The organism is Streptomyces sp. TP-A0356 (genome assembly GCF_001417775.1).
Taxonomy (GTDB): domain Bacteria; phylum Actinomycetota; class Actinomycetes; order Streptomycetales; family Streptomycetaceae; genus Streptomyces.
Map to the genome: position 1 here is coordinate 24,871 of NZ_BBZJ01000013.1, position 18,236 is coordinate 43,106.

16 protein-coding genes are annotated in these 18,236 nt (G+C 71.6%); 12 read left to right on the forward strand and 4 right to left on the reverse strand.

The genetic code is table 11. From position 1 onward, the window contains the following. The first annotated feature begins 131 nt into the window (after positions 1 to 131). The 4 genes from ASC56_RS03460 (at position 132) to ASC56_RS03475 (ending at position 5,386) form a co-directional block, all read left to right on the forward strand. Complete coding sequence (locus tag ASC56_RS03460; protein WP_055489688.1) at positions 132 to 755, forward strand: GntR family transcriptional regulator; 624 nt, start codon at positions 132 to 134, stop codon at positions 753 to 755. Between the two features lie 276 nt (positions 756 to 1,031). Continuing rightward, complete coding sequence (gene aceE / locus ASC56_RS03465; RefSeq protein ID WP_055489689.1) at positions 1,032 to 3,734, forward strand: pyruvate dehydrogenase (acetyl-transferring), homodimeric type; 2,703 nt, start codon at positions 1,032 to 1,034, stop codon at positions 3,732 to 3,734. An 84-nt stretch (positions 3,735 to 3,818) separates the two neighbouring features. Beyond that, complete coding sequence (locus tag ASC56_RS03470; RefSeq protein WP_055489690.1) at positions 3,819 to 4,811, forward strand: YafY family protein; 993 nt, start codon at positions 3,819 to 3,821, stop codon at positions 4,809 to 4,811. 56 nt (positions 4,812 to 4,867) lie between these two features. After that, positions 4,868 to 5,386, forward strand: coding sequence for a DUF4240 domain-containing protein (locus tag ASC56_RS03475; protein ID WP_055489691.1), 519 nt, complete (start codon positions 4,868 to 4,870; stop codon positions 5,384 to 5,386). Between the two features lie 108 nt (positions 5,387 to 5,494). Here ASC56_RS03475 and ASC56_RS03480 read toward each other — a convergent pair whose 3' ends face one another. Beyond that, positions 5,495 to 6,319 carry a peptidoglycan recognition protein gene (locus tag ASC56_RS03480; RefSeq protein WP_079102275.1) on the reverse strand — a complete coding sequence of 275 codons (825 nt, stop codon included), beginning with the start codon at positions 6,317 to 6,319 and terminating at the stop codon, positions 5,495 to 5,497. A gap of 188 nt (positions 6,320 to 6,507) precedes the next feature. Here ASC56_RS03480 and ASC56_RS03485 point away from each other — a divergent pair, with 188 nt between their 5' ends. Then, positions 6,508 to 7,692 (forward strand): MarP family serine protease, encoded by a 1,185-nt coding sequence (locus tag ASC56_RS03485; protein WP_055489692.1) that lies wholly within the window; start codon positions 6,508 to 6,510, stop codon positions 7,690 to 7,692. Positions 7,693 to 7,768: 76 nt separating this feature from the next. Here the strand turns inward: ASC56_RS03485 and ASC56_RS03490 are convergent, their stop codons facing one another. After that, positions 7,769 to 8,257, reverse strand: coding sequence for a GNAT family N-acetyltransferase (locus tag ASC56_RS03490; protein WP_055490143.1), 489 nt, complete (start codon positions 8,255 to 8,257; stop codon positions 7,769 to 7,771). A 93-nt stretch (positions 8,258 to 8,350) separates the two neighbouring features. Between ASC56_RS03490 and ASC56_RS03495 the strand changes: the two genes are divergently transcribed. Together ASC56_RS03495 and ASC56_RS03500 are read left to right on the forward strand one after the other, a co-directional pair. Then, positions 8,351 to 9,253 carry a TIGR01777 family oxidoreductase gene (locus ASC56_RS03495; RefSeq protein ID WP_055489693.1) on the forward strand — a complete coding sequence of 301 codons (903 nt, stop codon included), beginning with the start codon at positions 8,351 to 8,353 and terminating at the stop codon, positions 9,251 to 9,253. A 275-nt stretch (positions 9,254 to 9,528) separates the two neighbouring features. Continuing rightward, a complete protein-coding gene (locus ASC56_RS03500) occupies positions 9,529 to 10,947 on the forward strand; it encodes an NAD(P)/FAD-dependent oxidoreductase (RefSeq protein ID WP_055489694.1) in 1,419 nt (472 codons plus the stop codon). A 3-nt stretch (positions 10,948 to 10,950) separates the two neighbouring features. Here the strand turns inward: ASC56_RS03500 and ASC56_RS03505 are convergent, their stop codons facing one another. Continuing rightward, positions 10,951 to 12,387 (reverse strand): hypothetical protein, encoded by a 1,437-nt coding sequence (locus ASC56_RS03505; RefSeq protein ID WP_055489695.1) that lies wholly within the window; start codon positions 12,385 to 12,387, stop codon positions 10,951 to 10,953. Between the two features lie 231 nt (positions 12,388 to 12,618). Between ASC56_RS03505 and lipB the strand changes: the two genes are divergently transcribed. The 4 genes from lipB to ASC56_RS03525 all read left to right on the forward strand — a co-directional run bounded on the left by lipB (position 12,619) and on the right by ASC56_RS03525 (position 15,865). Next, positions 12,619 to 13,416: a lipoyl(octanoyl) transferase LipB gene (lipB, locus tag ASC56_RS03510; RefSeq protein WP_055489696.1), complete on the forward strand. Its 798-nt coding sequence runs from the start codon at positions 12,619 to 12,621 to the stop codon at positions 13,414 to 13,416. Positions 13,417 to 13,638: 222 nt separating this feature from the next. After that, positions 13,639 to 14,604 (forward strand): lipoyl synthase, encoded by a 966-nt coding sequence (gene lipA, locus ASC56_RS03515; RefSeq protein ID WP_055489697.1) that lies wholly within the window; start codon positions 13,639 to 13,641, stop codon positions 14,602 to 14,604. Between the two features lie 277 nt (positions 14,605 to 14,881). Further along, positions 14,882 to 15,079, forward strand: a complete 198-nt coding sequence (locus tag ASC56_RS03520) for a hypothetical protein (RefSeq protein WP_055489698.1) — start codon at positions 14,882 to 14,884, stop codon at positions 15,077 to 15,079. Positions 15,080 to 15,169: 90 nt separating this feature from the next. After that, the gene (locus tag ASC56_RS03525; protein ID WP_055489699.1) at positions 15,170 to 15,865 is read left to right on the forward strand and encodes a DUF4191 domain-containing protein; all 696 of its coding nucleotides are present in this window, start codon (positions 15,170 to 15,172) and stop codon (positions 15,863 to 15,865) included. Positions 15,866 to 16,011: 146 nt separating this feature from the next. Here ASC56_RS03525 and ASC56_RS03530 read toward each other — a convergent pair whose 3' ends face one another. Further along, positions 16,012 to 16,479: an RDD family protein gene (locus ASC56_RS03530; protein ID WP_055489700.1), complete on the reverse strand. Its 468-nt coding sequence runs from the start codon at positions 16,477 to 16,479 to the stop codon at positions 16,012 to 16,014. 198 nt (positions 16,480 to 16,677) lie between these two features. Between ASC56_RS03530 and glnA the strand changes: the two genes are divergently transcribed. Beyond that, a complete protein-coding gene (glnA, locus tag ASC56_RS03535; RefSeq protein WP_055489701.1) occupies positions 16,678 to 18,087 on the forward strand; it encodes a type I glutamate--ammonia ligase in 1,410 nt (469 codons plus the stop codon). The last annotated feature ends 149 nt before the right edge of the window (positions 18,088 to 18,236 follow it).

An 18,236-nucleotide genomic window follows, 5' to 3' on the forward strand; every position in this document is an offset into this window, starting at 1 on the left:
TCTGTCGTGTAAGCCTCGTCTCACCTGCGCGAAAGCCCCCGCATGCGCCCTTCCCCCCGGGGCTCGCGGCCGTATTGTCTAAACGTCAAACGCCCCCGGGGGCCGATGGGGCCCCTCCCTAAGGAGCCCTCATGACCACGCCCGTCGTCCACTCGCTGCGCGAACAGATCCGCGAGCACATCGTGGAGGGGATCGTCAGCGGGCGCTGGAAGCCGGGCGAGCGGATCGTGGAGCGGCGGATCGCCACGGAGCTGGAGGTCAGTCAGACACCGGTCCGGGAGGCGCTGCGGGAGCTGGAGTCGCTGCGGCTGATCGAGTCGGCGCCCAACAAGGGCGTGCGGGTGCGCAACCTGACCGCCGCCGATCTGGAGGAGTCCTACCCCGTACGGGCCGGTCTGGAGGCCATCGCGGCGGAGCTGGCGGCGGAGCGGCTGGCGGACGACTGCTCGGCCCTGGAGCCGCACGTCGCGGCGCTGTACGAGGCGGACCGCGAGTCGGACGGTACGGGGCAGGTGCGGCACACGGTGGCGTTCCACCGGGAGCTGGTGCGGGCGGCCGGGAACTCGGTGCTGCTCCACACCTGGGAGGGGCTGGGCATCGAGGTGTTCACGGCGCTGTCGATCCGGTGGCTGGGGACGGTGCAGCAGTCGTACGCGGAGGAGCACGAGGAGCTGGTCGCCGCATTCCGGCGCCGGGACCCGCGCATCGCCGAGATCGTGAAGGCGCACGTACTGGGCTGCGCGCCGCGGGCGTGAGGCCCCGAACACCGGAGCGGGGCCCCGCTCAAACGCCGCCCCGACCTGCGGAAATCCCCTTCGGCGACGGCACCCGGTGCCTCCGCCGAAGGCACCCCGTGCCGACTTTCTCGTGATCAAGAGGTTTTGACCCTCAACCCTTTGATCGATCATCGATCAAGGAGTTACAGTCGCCGACGGGCTTCCACCGAAGCCTCAGCCCTGTCCTGCCAAAGACCAAGGGCACCCCGGCCCTTACCGATGAGGGAACCCCCTTCGACTGAGGAAGGCGGCGACATGACCGACCCCAACGCCATCCAGCCGAGCGAGCTCGACCAGCTCCCGGACCGCGACCCCGAGGAGACCGCCGAATGGCAGGCCTCCCTGGACGCCGTCGCCAGGGAGGCCGGGCCGCACCGTGCCGCGTACCTGATGCGCCGCACGCTGGAGCGCGCGGAGGGCGCCGGCATCACGCTGCCGAAGCTCCTGGAGACCGACTACGTCAACACCATCCCGACCTCCGCCGAGCCGGCCGTGCCCGGTGACGAGGAGATGGAGCGGCGCATCACCGCGTGGAACCGGTGGAACGCGGCCGCGATGGTGACCCGCGGCAGCAAGTACGGCGTCGGCGGCCACATCGCCACCTTCGCCTCGGCGGCCTGGCTGTACGAGACCGGCTTCAACCACTTCTTCAAGGGCAAGGAGGGCGACGGCTCCGGCGACCAGCTGTACATCCAGGGCCACGCCTCCCCCGGCATCTACGCCCGCGCCTTCCTCGACGGCCGTCTGAACGAGCACCACCTCGACAACTTCCGCCAGGAGGCCGGCGGCAACGGCCTGCCCTCCTACCCGCATCCGCGACGCCTGCCCTGGCTGTGGGAGTTCCCGACGGTGTCCATGGGTCTCGGCCCGCTGTCGGCGATCTACCAGGCGCGGTTCAACCGCTATCTCACCGACCGGGGCATCAAGGACGTCTCCCACTCCCACGTGTGGGCGTTCCTCGGCGACGGCGAGATGGACGAGCCCGAGTCGACGGCGGCGCTCGCGCTGGCCGCGCGTGAGGAGCTGGACAACCTCACCTTCGTCATCAACTGCAACCTGCAGCGCCTCGACGGCCCGGTCCGCGCCAACTTCAAGATCGTGCAGGAGCTGGAGGCCCAGTTCCGCGGCGCCGGCTGGAACGTCGTCAAGACGCTGTGGGGCACGGCCTGGGACGAGCTGTTCGCGCTCGACACCACCGGCGCGCTCGTACGCCGCCTGCGCGAGGTACCGGACGCGCAGATCCAGACGTACCAGACCCGCGGCGCCGCCTACATCCGCGAGGACTTCTTCGGCAAGGACCCGGCGCTCGCCGAGATGGCGAAGCTGCTGAGCGACGACAAGATCCTCGAGTGTTTCCACCTCTCCCGCGGTGGCCACGAGGCGCGCAAGGTCTACGCCGCCTACAGGGCCGCCGTCGAGCACAAGGGCGCCCCGACCGTGATCCTGGCCCAGACGGTCAAGGGCCACACCCTCGGCGAGGGCTTCGCGTCGAAGAACGCCAACCACCAGATGAAGAAGCTGACGGTGGACGAGTTCAAGACGATGCGTGACCTGCTCGAACTGCCCATCCCCGACAGCGCCTTCGTCGACGGTGCGGTGCCCTACGGCCACCCGGGCGCCGACTCCCCCGAGGTCCGCTACCTCCAGGAGCGCCGCGCGGCCCTCGGCGGCCCCGCCCCGGCCCGCCGTACGCACGCCCCGGCGCCGCTGCCGGCCCCGGCCGAGAAGGCGTTCGCCTCGTTCGACAAGGGCTCCGGCTCGCAGAACGTGGCCACGACCATGGCGTTCGTCCGACTGGTCAAGGACCTGGTCCGTGACAAGGAGACGGGCAGGCGCTGGGTGCCGATCGTCCCGGACGAGGCGCGCACCTTCGGCATGGAGAGCCTGTTCCCCTCGCTGGGCATCTACTCCCCCAAGGGTCAGACGTACGAGCCGGTCGACCGCGACCAGCTGATGTACTACAAGGAGGCCAAGAACGGCCAGATCCTCAACGAGGGGATCACCGAGGCCGGTTCGATGGCCGACTTCATCGCCGCTTCGACGTCGTACGCGACGCACGGCGAGGCGATGATCCCGTTCTACATCTTCTACTCGATGTTCGGCTGGCAGCGTACGGCCGACCAGATGTGGCAGCTCGGCGACCAGCTGGGCCGCGGCTTCCTCGTCGGCGCCACGGCCGGCCGTACGACGCTGACGGGCGAGGGCCTGCAGCACGCCGACGGCCACTCGCCGGTGATCGCGGCGACGAACCCCGCCGCGCTGACGTACGACCCGGCGTTCGCGTACGAGATCGCGGTCATCGTGAAGGACGGTCTGCGCCGTATGTACGGCGAGGCGGCTCCGGGCGAGGACCCGAACGTCTTCTACTACCTCACCGTCTACAACGAGCCGCTGCCGCAGCCGGCCAAGCCGTCCGGTCTCGGCATCGACGAGGGCATCGTCAAGGGCCTGTACCGCTTCAACACGGCGGAGTCGGCGGGGCTCACCCCCGCGGCCAACGCCCCGCGCATCCAGCTCCTCGGCTCCGGCACGGCGATCCACTGGGCGCTGCAGGCGCAGAAGCTGCTCGCCGAGGAGTGGGGCGTCGCGGCGGACGTGTGGTCGGCGACGTCCTGGTGCGAGCTGCGGCGCGACGCCATGGAGGCGGACGCGGCGCTGCTGCGGGGCGAGGAGCGGATCCCGTTCGTCCGTCAGGCGCTCCAGGGCGCCGAGGGTCCGGTGCTCGCGGTCTCCGACTACATGCGTCAGGTGCCCGACCAGATCGCGCAGTGGGTGGAGCAGGACTACTCCTCGCTGGGCGCCGACGGCTTCGGTCTGTCGGACACCCGTGAGGCGGCCCGCCGTCACTTCGGGGTCGACGCCCAGTCGATCGTCGTCGCGGCCCTGGCCCAGCTCGCCAGGCGCGGCGAGGTCAAGGCCACGGCCGTGAAGGAGGCCCGGGACCGGTACGGCCTGTAAGGGATCCTTGGCCGAAGGTCTGGTGAAGGGGTACGGCGGCCGCCGTACCCCTTCCCTGTCGGTGGGGCCCGGCATCATGAACGCATGCGTGCCGCCCGTCTGATCAAAATGGTGCTGCTGCTGCAGTCGCGGTCCGCCATGACCGCCGCCGAGCTGGCCCGTGAGCTGGAGGTGTCCGAACGGACCGTCACCCGGGACGCGCAGGCGCTGTCGGAGGCGGGGGTTCCGGTGTACGCCGACCGGGGACGGGCCGGGGGCTACCGGCTCATCGGCGGGTACCGCACCCGGCTGACCGGACTCGCGCGCGGCGAGGCCGAGGCGCTGTTCCTCAGCGGGGTGCCGGGGGCGGTGCGCGAGATGGGGTTGCAGGACGCGGCCTCCGCGGCCCGTCTGAAGGTGTCCGCGGCTCTGCTCCCGTCCCTGCGTGACGCCTCCCGTACGGCGGCGCAGCGGTTCCATCTGGACGCGCCCAACTGGTTCAAGGAGCCCGAGACTCCCGGGCTGCTGCCGGCCGTCGCGGACGCGGTGTGGGACGACCGCCGGATCACCGCGCGCTACCGGCGCGGCGAGGACGGCGAGGACGGCGAGGACGTGGTGGAGCGGCGACTGGAGCCGTACGGGCTCGTCCTGAAGGCGGGGGTCTGGTATCTGTGCGCGCGGGTTGCGGGGCAGGGAGCCTTCCGGGTCTATCGCATCGACCGCTTCACGGCCGTGGCGGCCGCCGGGGAACGGTTCGCGCGGGACGAGGAGTTCGATCTGCCCGCCTTCTGGGAGGAGCGGGCCGAGCAGTTCGCGCGGTCCATCCTGCGGGCCGAGGTCGTGGTGCGGCTTTCCGAGGTCGGGGCGCGCAGACTGCCGTACGCGGTCGATCCCCCGTCCGCCAGGGAGGCTCTGAAGAGCGCGGGCGCCCCGGACGGGCACGGATGGGTGACGGTGACCCTGCCGGTGGAGTCCGAGGAGGTCGCGCACACCCAACTCGCGGGGCTCGGGCCGGAGGTCGAGGTGCTGGCCCCCGAGCGGCTGCGCGCGCGTTTCGCGAGCGACGCGATACGGCTCGCGGGGCTCTACGGCCCCTGACGATCCGCCGCACTCCGCGTGCGTGCCACTCGCCGAGGGTCGATGCTGGTCCCGTGATGGACGAGACGGAGTTCTGGGAGCTGGTGGACGGCAGCCGCGAGGCCGCCGAGGGCGACCCCGACGAGCAGGCCGACCAGCTCGTCGAACGGCTGCTGCGGCTGGACCCGGACTCCGTCCTGGACTTCGCCCGGCACTTCGAGTCCCGGTACAACCGCGCCTACCGCTGGGACCTGTGGGGCGCCGCCTGGGTGCTGCTCGACGGGGCGAGTGACGACGCGTTCGACTTCTTCCGGTGCTGGCTGATCGGCCAGGGCCGGGAGGTCTTCGAGGGCGCCCTGCACGATCCCGACTCGCTCGCCGACCTCCTGGAGGACTTCGACGAGGAGGCCGACGGGGACGGCGAGGAACTCGGCTACGCGGCGGACGAGGCGTACGAGCAGCTCACCGGAACCGTGGCCCCCGACCTGGGCATCCCGCCCGCGGCGTCCGATCCGGAGGGAACGCCGTTCGACCTGGAGAACGAGACGGTGCTCGCCGAGCGTTATCCCCGGCTGTGGGACCGCTTCAAGGGCTGAGGCGGCGCACCGGCCGTCCCGCGGCTCACGCCACGCGTCGGCGGGTGGGGTCAGGGGGCACAGGTGGGCCCCCGCCTGACCGGCGCCACGAGCTACAGGGGAAGGGGCTCACCGCCTGCCCTGCAGATGCGCGGCCTTGTCCCTGATGTACGGCAGGAGGGCGCTGAGGGCCGCACCGGGGCAGCTGGTCATATAGCCGTCGTTGTGGCCCGCGAGGGTGGGCAGAAGGGCGGTGGCGCCCGCCTCGTACCGGCTCAGCCCGTTGCTGGAGACGAGCCGGACCCGGGCGCGGGGATCGATGTCCGCGAGGCCCAGCTTCCATGCGGCCAGGGCGGCGATCGAATCGGTCATCGGCCGGGGCACGGCCGTGCCCTCGGTGAAGGTGCCGATGGCGGCGATGCCCGAGGTGCGGTGGTTGAAGCCCTGGGTGTGGGCGCCGGTGACGGCGCGTTCGATGCCGCCCGCGCGGCCCTCGTAGATCGTGCCGCAGCGGTCGACGAGGAAGTTGTAGCCGATGTCGTCCCAGCGGCGGTTGCCGATCTGACCCGCGTACAGGGCCCGGATGATGCGGGGCACATCGGCGCACGCGTAGCCGTTGGGCGAGTCGGTGTGGTGCACGAAGACCGCGACGACCTTGTCGTCGTAGCGCGGGGGCGGCTGGGAGTTGGCGCCGTCGTCGGCCCAGGCCGACCTCGGCACGATGCGCGGCCTGGGCGCCACGTGCACGACGGCGGACCGGCCTTCGGCCGGGCGCGGTGGCCGGGAGGGACCGGCCGGCGACACCGCCGCCGTGCGCTCGACACCGGAGGCGCACACAAGCAGCGCGAGGACAGCGGCGAGCCCGGGGACAGTGCCGAGCAGCAGCAGGACGGCGCTCGGCGTGCGCAGCCGACGGCACCTTCGTGCCCCCCTCGCTCTTCGGAAGACACGCATGGACCCACTGTCGGCCGGTTCCACCGCGCCCGCGATGGGTGGTCTGCCACCTGGCGGAACCAACGTCCCGGCCCGGGACGTTTCTACAGGTCGACGCGTGCGTGGACGATTGCCCGGCGTCACACGCGCGTGGCTGATCACTGGACCCCTGCGGCGCGTACTAAGGGGTCCGAGAGAAAGGCGGCTTCGTGGACCTGCTCGACATCCTGCTGATGCTGGTGATCCTGGCCTACGCGGCGTCCGGCTACCGGCGCGGCCTGGTGGCCGGATGCGTCTCCCTGGCCGGCTTCGTGGGCGGTGCCGTCGTCGGCGTGTGGATCCTGCCGTGGGTGATGGAGCTGGTGACCCGGGGGACCACCGCGGCGACGGTGACGGCGGTGCTCACGGTGCTGGTCCCGGCGGCGGTGGGCCACGAGCTGGCGGGACGCCTGGCGCTGAGGCTGCGGCGCGAGCTGGACCACGGGCCGCTGCGGGTGGTCGACGGGATCGGCGGGGCCGCGGCGAACACGGTGGCCGTGCTGATCGTGGCGTGGGTGGCCGCGAGCGTCCTGGGCGCGTCCTCGTCCGCGCTGGTCACGGGGGCGATACGGGACTCGCGGCTGCTGGTCGCCGTACAGAACGTGATGCCGGGCACCACCCCTACGTGGTTCTCGCGCGCCACGTCCGCGCTCACCCAGGCCGGATTCCCCCAGGTCTTCAATCCGTTCGAGAACGAACCCACCGCCGGGGTGGCCAAGCCTTCCGGGGACAGCGTCACGCCGACCGCGACCAACGCCGCCAAGCTCAGCACGGTGAAGATCGAGGGGGCCTCGGGCACCCAGGGCCGTGAGGGAAGCGGCTTCGTGTACGCGGCGCGGCATGTGATGACCAACGCCCATGTGGTGGCGGGCATCGACCACCCGTCCGTCCGGATCGGCGGCGTCGGGCCGTCGTACGCGGCGCGGGTGGTGCTGTTCGATCCCGACCGGGACGTGGCCGTGCTCTACGTGCCCGATCTGCGCGCGCCCGTGCTGCGCTTCGACGGCGGTGCGAAGCGCGGTGACGCAGCCGTGGTCGGGGGCTATCCGCAGGACGGCGACCTGACGCTGCGGGCCGCCACGGTCGCGAGCCGCATCCGGGCGACGGGCCAGAACATATACGGCTCGGACACGGTGACCCGCGAGATCTACTCGATACGCTCGACCGTCCTGCCCGGCAATTCCGGCGGCCCGCTGCTCACCACCGACGGCCGCGTCTACGGCGTCGTCTTCGCCCGCTCCACCTCCAACCAGGAGACCGGGTACGTCCTGACGGCCGACGAGGTCGCGAGCGACGCGCAGCGCGCGGCGCACGCCACGACGGCGGTGGACACGGGCAGCCTGGTGACGTCGTGACCCCTACAGGCGTGGTCCCTACAGGCATGACCCCGACAGGTGTGACCCCGACGGGCGCGCCCGACAGGCCTGCCCCCTACAGAGAGCGGCCCATGAGCACGTCGTCGACGTACTCGCCCTCGATCAGGAACTCCTCGGGCAGGATCCCCTCCACCACGAATCCCTCGGACTCGTAGAGCTTGCGGGCCGGGCTGTTGTGCCCGAGGACACGCAGGGTGATGCGCCGCGCCCCACGCCGCCGGGCCTCGTCCTGCGCGGCCCGCAGCAACGCCCGGCCGACCCCGGCCCCGCGCGCCTCGTCGGCGACCGCGAGCCCCTGGATCTGGCGGACATGGGAGTTGCACTCCAGCGGCGTGGGGAACGCCAGCCGGATGTAACCCACGACGGCGCCGTCGAGTTCGGCGACAAGGTGGTCACGGGGCCCGAACCGCTCGCTGAAGAAGGGCTCGTACGGCGGCTGGGGTCGCGGCTGGACGGAGTGCAGCGGCGACCAGGTGATCCGGTCGAGTCGGCCGAGCGCCTCCTCGTCGTCGAGCCTGGCGAGACGTATGTGCGGAACGGGCATGAGGGCCACTGTACGGCGGGTGCACGAGAACCCGTCCGGTGTTTCCCGGGCCGCCGGGCGGGTCGAACGGGGTGCGGCGTGCAGGATGGGCGCATGGAACGTTCCCGAATCGCCGTGGCCGGTGGGTCCGGTCTCATCGGCAGCGCCCTGGTGCGGTCGTTGGCCGCGGACGGACACGAGGTGGTGCGCCTCGTGCGCCGTAGGGCCCGCGGTGCGGACGAGGTCTGCTGGGATCCCGAGGGGCAGTACATCGACGCGGCCGGTCTGATCGGGTGCGACGCCGTGGTGAACCTGGCCGGGGCCGGTATCGGCGACCACCGCTGGACGGACGCGTACAAGAAGACGCTGCGCGACAGCCGGGTGCTGGGCACGGCGGCGCTCGCGGAGGTCCTCGCCTCCCTGCCCGAGCCGCCACGCGTCTTCGTGAGCGGCAGCGCGATCGGCTACTACGGCGAGACCGGGGACCGGGCGGTCGACGAGGACGCACCGCCCGGGGACGGCTTCCTTCCCTCGCTGTGTGTGGAGTGGGAGGAGGCAACGGCCCCGGCGCAGGAGGCGGGCGTGCGGACGGTGTTCGTGCGGACGGGGCTGGTGGTGGCCCGCGGGGGCGGCGCCTGGGGGCGGCTGTTCCCGCTGTTCCAGGCGGGGCTGGGCGGACGGATGGGGGACGGGCGCCAGTACTGGTCGTTCATCTCGCTGCACGACGAGGTGGCGGCGATCCGCCATCTGATCGACACCGAGGGGCTGTCGGGTCCGTTCAACCTGACGGCCCCGCGGCCGCTGACGAACGGTGAGATCACGGCGGCGATGGGGCGCGTGCTGCACCGGCCGACGCTCTTCCCGGTGCCCGCCCAGGCCCTGCGGCTGGCGCTCGGCGAGATGGCCGGGGACGTGCTCGGCAGTGCGCGGGTGCTGCCGGCGCGGCTGCTGGAGTCCGGGTTCTCGTTCGCGTTCCCGGGAATCGACGAGGCCCTGCGGGCCGCGCTGGAGCGGTAGCCGGGCCGCGCTGGAGCGGTAGCCGGGCCGTGCTGGAGCGGTAGTCGGGGGCTTGAGCGGCGGTCGGGGGCTGAGCGGCGGTGGGGGGCCTGGGCGGCGGTCGGGGATGCTGTGGTCGACGTTCGACCGCATGCGACCGCCGTGCGACCGTGCACTGTTCATGCGCGACTTCACTTGACCGTTCGCGGACCTACGCTCAACCCGAACTCCGGTATCCCTGACGCCTGTTGGGGGCATGACGTCTCCACCGGCCGCACAACCTCGAGGAGGGGCACGTGCCAGAGCCCGTGTACCAGGCGGACGTCGTCATCGTGGGGGCCGGGGTCGCCGGCCTCGCCGCCGCCCACCGGCTGACCAGTGCAGGAGTCGCGACCACGGTCCTGGAGGCCGCGCATTGCGTCGGCGGCCGTATGTCGACCGAGAAGGTCGACGGCTTCCGGCTCGACCGGATCGGACAACTCCTGTCCACGTCGTATCCCGAACTGCGCCTGACCCCGGGGCTCGACGCGCTGATGCTGCGCGCCTTCGCGCCGGACGTCCTGGTGCACGGCGAGGGGCGTCACCACCGCGTGAGCGCTCCACCGGTGGGAGGGGGCGCAGGGGGCGCACGCAGCGCACTCAAGGCCGTACGCGCCCTCGCCAGTGCTCCCCGGGTGACGTCCGCTCCCAGGCCGGGGAGCGGAACGCCCGGGGCACGCACCGCCCGTTCGAGGGCGGTCGGGGGCCGCTCGGCCACGGCGCGGCCCGGCGCCCCGCTCGGCGGTGCCATGGACCAGGCCCGGCTCGGCGCGGCGCTCGCCCGGATCGCCACCACGCCCGTGGAACGGCTGCTGGCCCGGACCGAGTTGCCCGCCGGACGCGCGCTGACGGCCCGCGGGATCCCCGCCCGTACGGTCGACGGCTTTCTGCGTCCGCTGCTCGCCGCCCTCCTCTGCGACCCGGACCTGACCACGTCGAGCCGCTGCGCCGACCTCGCGCTGCGCTCCTTCGCGAGCGGCCGGCTGTGTCTGCCGGAGGGTGGGGCGGAGGTCCTGCCGGAGCTGCTGGCGCGGGCGTTGCCGCCGGGCACGGTCCACACCGGGGTCCGCGCCACCTCGGTCTCCACGACCGCGGTGACCACCGCCGAGCACGGTGAGTTCCGCTGCCGTGCCGTCCTCGTCGCCACCGACGCACCCGCCGCGGCGGAACTGCTGCCCGGACTGCGCGTGCCGGACTTCCACCCCGTGACCGTCGTCCACCACACGATGGAGGAGCCGCCGTCGACCGGCGCGGCCCTGCTGCTCGACGCGGACCACGACGGTCCGGTGGCGCACACGGCGGTCATCAGCCTGGTGGACCCGTCCCGGGCGCCCGCGGGCCGCGCCCTGGTGTCCTCCACGGTCCTCGGCGCGCCCCCGGACGACGTCGACGACGCCGTACGGGCCCATCTGGCGCGCCTGTACGGCACCTCGACCGCGCGCTGGGAGACGCTCGCCGTGCATCACACCGCGCGGGCCGTCCCGGCGATGCGGCCGCCGCACGATCTGCGCCGGCCGGTGCGGCTGCTGGCCGGGCTGTACGTGTGCGGCGACCACCGCGACACGAGCACGGTCCAGGGCGCGCTGCACTCCGGACACCGGGCCGCGTCCGCCCTTCTGGGGGACCTGGGCGCGGGCCCGATGCACATCGCCGAGCCCCTGCCCACGGCCGCCTGACCCTCACTGGAGCGCGGCAACCCTGTCCCGGTAGCCGCGCACCGGCGCCGCGTCCTTGTACGGCTCCAGGCGGCGCTCGAAGTCCCGTACGTACTCGACCGCCCGCACCGACCGCATCTCCGACGCCTGCCCGGCGGCCTCGGCCCCCAGCTGGCAGGCCTGGTCCAGCTCGCCGAGGCCGAGCCGCGCCGAGGCGAGCACGACCCGGCAGAACAGCCGACTGCGGGCGTAGCCGGGCGCCCGCAGCTGCAGCGAGCGCTCGGCGTGCTGGACCGCGGCCCGGTACTGCTGCAGGTCCCGGTGGCAGTGCGCGAACTCGTCGGCGAGCTGCGCCTCGTCGAAGAACCGTGCCCAGTGCGGAACTTCGTCGCCGGGCCGGGCGGACTCCAGCGCCCGCTCGGCCCGCACCAGGGAGGCCGTGCACGCCCGCACCTCGCCGAGCACACCGTGGCCGCGCGCCTCGACGGCGTGCAGCAGCGCCTGGATGACCGGCGGCGCCGATGTGCCGACACCCTGCTGCGCCACGCGCGCGAGCTGCACCGCTTCGCGCCCGTGGCCGAGGTAGACGGCCTGCCGGCTCATCGTGACCAGGACGTAGGCCCCGTACATCCGGTCCCCGGCCGCCTGTGCGAGCCGCAGTGCCTGGACGAAGTAGCGCTGGGCGAGGCCGTGCGCGCCGATGTCGTACGACGTCCAGCCGGCGAGCCGGGTCAGATCGGCGGCCGCCGCGAACAGACGGCGTCCCGTCTGCTCTCCATAGGTGCCGCGGAGCATCGGCTCGGCCTCGTGCTCCAGATAGCGAACGAGCGCCTGGCGGGCGTGGCCGCCGCCGTAGGCATGGTCGAGGGCGCGGAACAGCTCGCCGACCGAGCGCAGCGCGGCGATGTCGCCGCCGGTGACCTTCTGGCCGGGGCCGCGCTCGGACTGGCCGCGCTGCCGTGGCACCACGGGGCGGCCCTGGGCGGGGATGCGGGCGGGTGTCTCGCCGTGGCTCACCCGGTCGTCGGGGCGGCCGATCAGCCAGTCCCGGCTGGGTACGACGAGCCCCGCCGGGGTGAACGCGATCTTGCGCAGCTCGGCGTGGCTGCCGGAGTCCTTGCGCCACAGGCCGCTGACGATGTCGACGGCCTCCTCGGGAGTGGCGGCGAACTCCAGGCCCGCGTACACCGGGGCGCAGGCGTCCAGGCCGAGGTCTTGCGCGGTGAGCCGGCGTCCGAGCCGCCGCGTGAACACCTCGGCGATGAGCGCGGGCGTCGTGCCGCGCGGCTGCTGTCCGCGCAGCCACCGGGTCACGGATGTCTTGTCGTATCTGAGATCGAGCCCGTGTTCGAGGCCTAGCTGGTCGACGCGACGGGCGAGACCTGCGTTGGAGAACCCCGCTTCTGCGATGAGCGCGGCGAGCTGTCGGTTGGGGGTGCGCTGCGCGGGTCGTTCCGTCATCTGCGGTGCGGTCTCCGTATCGCCTGTGAGCAGCCCTTACGGCCTTGTGAACGGCGCGAATGTAGCGGAGAGTGAGCAGGCGATCGCACACTTCGGCCCCCATTCATCCGATCGTGTGAGGATTGGCCGGTCGGGCTGACGGGACGACCGCACGATGCCCGCGCACCGGCTGGACGTACAGTGGCGTGGGCGCGTTTCACGCCTCACGAAGCTTCTAGGGAGGCGCTTGCCGTGAGTGAGTTGCGGTTCGTCCGTATGGGGTTCGGGGATCAGGCCGTGGAGTACCGGGAGGCCTGGGACGAGCAGCGCCGGGTGCACGCCGCCCGCTTCGCGGACGAGATCCCCGACACCTGCCTGCTGCTCGAACACCCCCCGGTCTACACGGCGGGCCGGCGCACGGCGGACGACGAGCGACCCCTGGACGGTACGCCGGTGGTCGACGTGGACCGCGGCGGCAAGATCACCTGGCACGGCCCGGGCCAGCTGGTGGGCTACCCGATCCAGAAGCTCCCGCGCCCGGTCGACGTCGTCGCCCATGTGCGCCGCCTCGAAGAGGCCCTCATCCGCACCTGCGCGGAGTTCGGCCTGGAGACCACCCGGGTCGAGGGCCGCAGCGGCGTGTGGGTCCTCGGGGACCCGGTGGAGAAGCGCCCGTCCCTCGGCGGCCTGTCCCTGGACTTCGACCCGCGCCTGCAGGACGAGGAGTTCGACCCGCGGCTCAACGGCCCGGAGTACGCGCCCTCCAACGCCGGCCAGCGCCGGGAGGACCGCAAGATCGCGGCGATCGGCATCCGCGTCGCCAAGGGCGTCACGATGCACGGCTTCGCGCTCAACGTGAACCCGGACAACGCCTGGTTCGACCGGATCATCCCGTGCGGGATCCGGGACGCCGGCGTCACGTCCCTGGCGAACGAGCTGGGGCGGGACGTGACGATCGCGGAGGTCCTGCCGGTGGCCGAGCGGCACCTGAAGGACGTACTGGAGAACGCGGAGCTGAAGCCCCGACTGGTGGAACGGGCCTCGGCGTAGGGGCGGTCCCGGGGCGGGTCTCATCCACCCGGTCCACCCGGTCCACGCGGTCCACCCGGTCCACCCGGTCCAGCCGGTCCACCCGGTCCGACGGGGGGGTGCCACCGCGCCCGCGTTCGCGGGAATGCACCCCGGTCCTCACGGGTTGGCCTCGTCGCGGGGGCCCACAACCACGGGCGTACCCTGGTGTACGCCGAAGAATCGAAGCTACAGGGAGCCGATGTGTCCGCAGTCGCACCCGACGGACGCAAGATGCTGCGCCTGGAGGTCCGCAACAGCCAGACCCCCATCGAGCGCAAGCCCGAGTGGATCAAGACCCGGGCGAAAATGGGCCCCGAGTACACGAAGATGCAGAACCTCGTGAAGAGCGAGGGCCTGCACACGGTCTGCCAGGAAGCCGGCTGCCCGAACATCTACGAGTGCTGGGAGGATCGCGAGGCCACCTTCCTCATCGGCGGCGACCAGTGCACCCGGCGCTGCGACTTCTGCCAGATCGACACCGGCAAGCCCGAGGCGCTCGACCGCGACGAGCCCCGCCGCGTGGGCGAGTCCGTGGTCACCATGGACCTGAACTACGCCACCATCACCGGTGTCGCCCGCGACGACCTGGAGGACGGCGGCGCCTGGCTGTACGCCGAGACGGTGCGCCAGATCCACCGGCAGACCGCCGGCCGCGAGGGCGGGCACACCAAGGTCGAGCTCCTCGCGCCCGACTTCAACGCGGTCCCCGAGCAGCTCGAAGAGGTCTTCTCCGCCCGGCCCGAGGTCTTCGCGCACAACGTCGAGACCGTCCCCCGGATCTTCAAGCGCATCCGCCCCGGCTTCCGCTACGAGCGCTCCCTCAAGGTCATCACCGCGGCCCGCGACTACGGGCTGGTGACGAAGTCGAACCTCATCCTCGGCATGGGCGAGACCCGCGAGGAGGTCGGCGAGGCGCTGCGCCAGCTGCACGACGCCGGCTGCGAGCTGGTCACCATCACGCAGTACCTGCGCCCGAGCGTGCGCCACCACCCCGTGGAGCGCTGGGTGAAGCCGCACGAGTTCGTGGAGCTCAAGGAGGAGGCCGAGCAGATCGGCTTCTCCGGCGTCATGTCCGGCCCGCTCGTGCGTTCCTCCTACCGCGCCGGACGGCTGTACCGGATGGCCGTCGAGAAGCGGGGTTCCTACATCGCCTCGCAGGCGGTCTGACCCGGTCACCCGAACGGGAGTGGCACCGCGTGCCAGTTCCCGCGTGTGAATCCGCACACAAGCGACTACCGTCAGGTATCGGCCCGATCGACGCGGTCCCACCGTCCCCCCAGCTAGGGGTGCCGTAGGGGCCGCGTCAGGCTTTTGGCGCTCCGTATCAAGGCTTCATTGGCGTTTGACCGGTCAGTCACGCCCTGGTAACACCAGACAGTGACGCTGCTCCTACGCCACGTACTGTCCTGACCCGCAGCCGCCGATTCGAGGGGGGACCTCCGCCATGCAGGCCGCGCCCGTTCGCGCCACCGCCATCCCGTCGTTCACCGATGCAGTCCGTGCCATTGAGTCGCTGCTCATGAGCAGCGGCCAGCGGACCGCCCGCCGCAACGCCTGGACCTCCGTCCTGGAGGACCGCCGCCGCGCCAAGGACCGCGTCGAGGCGCAGCGCGTCCTCGAAGCCGCGGCATCGCGCTCGTAACCGGCGCCCGCACTCCCCGGAGCGTCCCCACCGCTCCCCCTCAGGGCACTGCCGTCGTCGCCGCTTCCCGGGCCACGTAGACTTCGTGGCATGGCGCGGAAGGAAACTGCAGCGGACGCTGCGAACGCCGGGCGACTGAAGCAGATCGCCCTGACCTACAAGATGACCCGCAAGGCCGACCCGAAGATCGGTCTTGTACTCGCGGCTGTCGGCATCGTCACCTTCGGTGTCCTCCTCGCGATCGGCTTCTTGCTCGGTCACCCCATCTATCTCGGCATCCTCGGCCTCCTGCTCGCCTTCCTCGCGATGGCGATCGTCTTCGGGCGCCGGGCCGAGCGCGCCGCCTTCGGGCAGATGGAGGGCCAACCGGGCGCCGCCGCCGCGGTCCTGGACAACATCGGCCGTGGCTGGACCACCACCCCCGCGGTCGCCATGAACCGCAGCCAGGACGTGGTGCACCGCGCGGTCGGCAAGGCCGGCATCGTGCTGGTCGCCGAGGGCAACCCGAACCGGGTCAAGGGCCTGCTGGCCGCCGAGAAGAAGAAGATGGCGCGCATCGTCGCGGACGTCCCGGTGCACGACGTACTGGTCGGCACGGGCGAGGGTCAGGTCGAGCTGAAGAAGCTCCGTACGACGATGCTGAAGTTCCCCCGGGTGCTGACCGGGCCCCAGGTGACCGCGACCAACGACCGGCTGCGGGCGATGGGCGATCTGATGAGCAACATGCCGCTGCCGAAGGGACCGCTGCCCAAGGGGATGCGAATGCCCAAGGGCGGGCGCCGGTAGCGCTGCCGCCGGCCGAGCCACGTTCGGGGCCCGGGCAACCTTGGTGGTTGCCCGGGCCCCGTGGCATGTCCTGTGGTGCGGGAACGATGTCCACTGCAGCCCGGTGGGAGCTTGTCGCGCAGTTCCCCGCGCCCGTCACGGGGCGCTCAGATCCGGATCTCGACGGTCCTCGCCAGGCGGTCGTGCAGGCCCCTGCCGTCCCGGTCCCAGATCAGGGCCGGAATCGCCAGGCACAGCAGGAGGGTGCGGGCGAGGACGCGCAGGGGTGCCACCCGGTCCGTCCCGAGCGCGACCACCCGGAGGCCGAAGAGCCGCTTGCCGGGGGTGAAGCCGACCGTGCCCACCGTCAGGACGCTGAGCGCGAAGAAGATGAGCAGGGCCCAGTTGCCCGTCGCCTGGTCGTAGCCGTTGGTGAGCAGACCGTATGCGATCAGGAGGCACAGGCCCCAGTCGACGGCGAGGGCGCCGATACGCCGTCCGGGGCGGGCGATGGAGCCCGGCCCCTCCGGCGGCAGACCGAGCTGTTCTCCCCGGTGCCCGAAGTCCGCTCCGGCGTCCTCCATGGCCGCGCGGGGACCGGACAGCCACGATCCGATTGCTTGCCTGTTGTCCACCCGTCCACGGTACTGCGCCCTCCGGGCCACCCCTGGAGGTGGGGTCATGGAGGCACGAGGTGGTTAACCTGGGAGAAACAAATGGGTCACGCCCGAGAAATCCTCCGTCCTTAGGGTCAGCTGGAGCGTGTGCCACCGCACTGGCCGCACGAACGAACTACCACCCCGGCACGGACGGTCGGGAGTAGGAGGAGCTGGATGTTCCAGAACGCCGACGAGGCCAAGAAGTTCATCGCGGACGAGGACGTCAAGTTCATCGACGTCCGTTTCTGCGACCTGCCGGGTGTGATGCAGCACTTCACGGTGCCGGTCGAGGCGTTCGACCCGGACGACGAGCTCGCCTTCGACGGATCCTCGATCCGTGGCTTCCAGGCCATTCACGAGTCCGACATGGCGCTGCGCGCGGACCTGTCGACCGCCCGGGTCGACGCCTTCCGCCGCGACAAGACGCTGAACATCAACTTCTTCATCCACGACCCGATCACGGGCGAGCAGTACTCCCGCGACCCGCGCAACGTGGCGAAGAAGGCCGAGGCCTACCTGGCCTCCACCGGGATCGCCGACACCGCGTACTTCGGTCCCGAGGCCGAGTTCTACGTCTTCGACAGCGTCCGCTTCGCGACCAGCGCGAACGAGTCCTTCTACCACATCGACTCCGAGGCCGGCGCCTGGAACACCGGCGCCCTGGAGGACAACCGTGGTTACAAGGTCCGCTACAAGGGCGGCTACTTCCCGGTCCCGCCGGTCGACCACTTCGCCGACCTGCGCGCCGAGATCTCCCTGGAGCTGGAGAAGGCCGGTCTGAAGGTCGAGCGCCAGCACCACGAGGTGGGCACCGCCGGCCAGGCCGAGATCAACTACAAGTTCAACACGCTGCTCGCCGCCGCCGACGACCTCCAGCTCTTCAAGTACATCGTGAAGAACGTGGCCTGGCGCAACGGCAAGACCGCGACCTTCATGCCGAAGCCGATCTTCGGCGACAACGGCTCGGGCATGCACGTCCACCAGTCGCTGTGGAGCAACGGCGACCCGCTGTTCTACGACGAGGCCGGTTACGCGGGCCTGTCGGACACCGCCCGCTACTACATCGGCGGCATCCTCCGGCACGCCCCGTCGCTGCTGGCCTTCACCAACCCGACGGTGAACTCGTACCACCGTCTGGTGCCGGGCTTCGAGGCGCCGGTCAACCTGGTGTACTCGCAGCGCAACCGCTCGGCGGCCATGCGTATCCCGATCACGGGTTCGAACCCGAAGGCCAAGCGCGTCGAGTTCCGCGCCCCGGACTCCTCCGGCAACCCGTACCTGGCCTTCTCGGCCCTGCTCCTCGCGGGTCTGGACGGCATCAAGAACAAGATCGAGCCGGCCGAGCCGATCGACAAGGACCTGTACGAGCTGGCTCCCGAGGAGCACGCCAACGTCCCGCAGGTCCCGACCTCGCTCTCCGCCGTCCTCGACTCCCTGGAGGCGGACCACGAGTTCCTCCTGCAGGGCGACGTCTTCACGGCCGACCTGATCGAGACGTGGATCGACTTCAAGCGCACCAACGAGATCGCGCCGCTGCAGCTGCGTCCGCACCCGCACGAGTTCGAGCTCTACTTCGACGTGTGAGCCGGCCGCTCCCGTAGCACTCCCACGGAGCCCCGTCCCCACCCCCGGGTGGTGACGGGGCTCCGTCGCGTGGGCCGTCCTTCACAGGAACCCACAGGGAGTCTTTGCCTGCCATGGAGCCGTTCCGAACCGGTTCATGGGTGGAGGTG

What these genes read in the sequence shown, in the direction of transcription:
- ASC56_RS03475 (WP_055489691.1), top strand. Translation starts at nt 4,868, where the DNA reads ATGGACGAGACGGAGTTCTGGGAGCTGGTGGACGGCAGCCGCGAGGCC.
- ASC56_RS03495 (WP_055489693.1), top strand. Translation starts at nt 8,351, where the DNA reads ATGGAACGTTCCCGAATCGCCGTGGCCGGTGGGTCCGGTCTCATCGGC.
- ASC56_RS03460 (WP_055489688.1), top strand. Translation starts at nt 132, where the DNA reads ATGACCACGCCCGTCGTCCACTCGCTGCGCGAACAGATCCGCGAGCAC.
- ASC56_RS03525 (WP_055489699.1), top strand. Translation starts at nt 15,170, where the DNA reads ATGGCGCGGAAGGAAACTGCAGCGGACGCTGCGAACGCCGGGCGACTG.
- ASC56_RS03505 (WP_055489695.1), bottom strand. Translation starts at nt 12,387, where the DNA reads ATGACGGAACGACCCGCGCAGCGCACCCCCAACCGACAGCTCGCCGCG.
- ASC56_RS03480 (WP_079102275.1), bottom strand. Translation starts at nt 6,319, where the DNA reads ATGCGTGTCTTCCGAAGAGCGAGGGGGGCACGAAGGTGCCGTCGGCTG.
- ASC56_RS03520 (WP_055489698.1), top strand. Translation starts at nt 14,882, where the DNA reads ATGCAGGCCGCGCCCGTTCGCGCCACCGCCATCCCGTCGTTCACCGAT.
- ASC56_RS03490 (WP_055490143.1), bottom strand. Translation starts at nt 8,257, where the DNA reads ATGCCCGTTCCGCACATACGTCTCGCCAGGCTCGACGACGAGGAGGCG.
- ASC56_RS03470 (WP_055489690.1), top strand. Translation starts at nt 3,819, where the DNA reads ATGCGTGCCGCCCGTCTGATCAAAATGGTGCTGCTGCTGCAGTCGCGG.
- glnA (WP_055489701.1), top strand. Translation starts at nt 16,678, where the DNA reads ATGTTCCAGAACGCCGACGAGGCCAAGAAGTTCATCGCGGACGAGGAC.
- aceE (WP_055489689.1), top strand. Translation starts at nt 1,032, where the DNA reads ATGACCGACCCCAACGCCATCCAGCCGAGCGAGCTCGACCAGCTCCCG.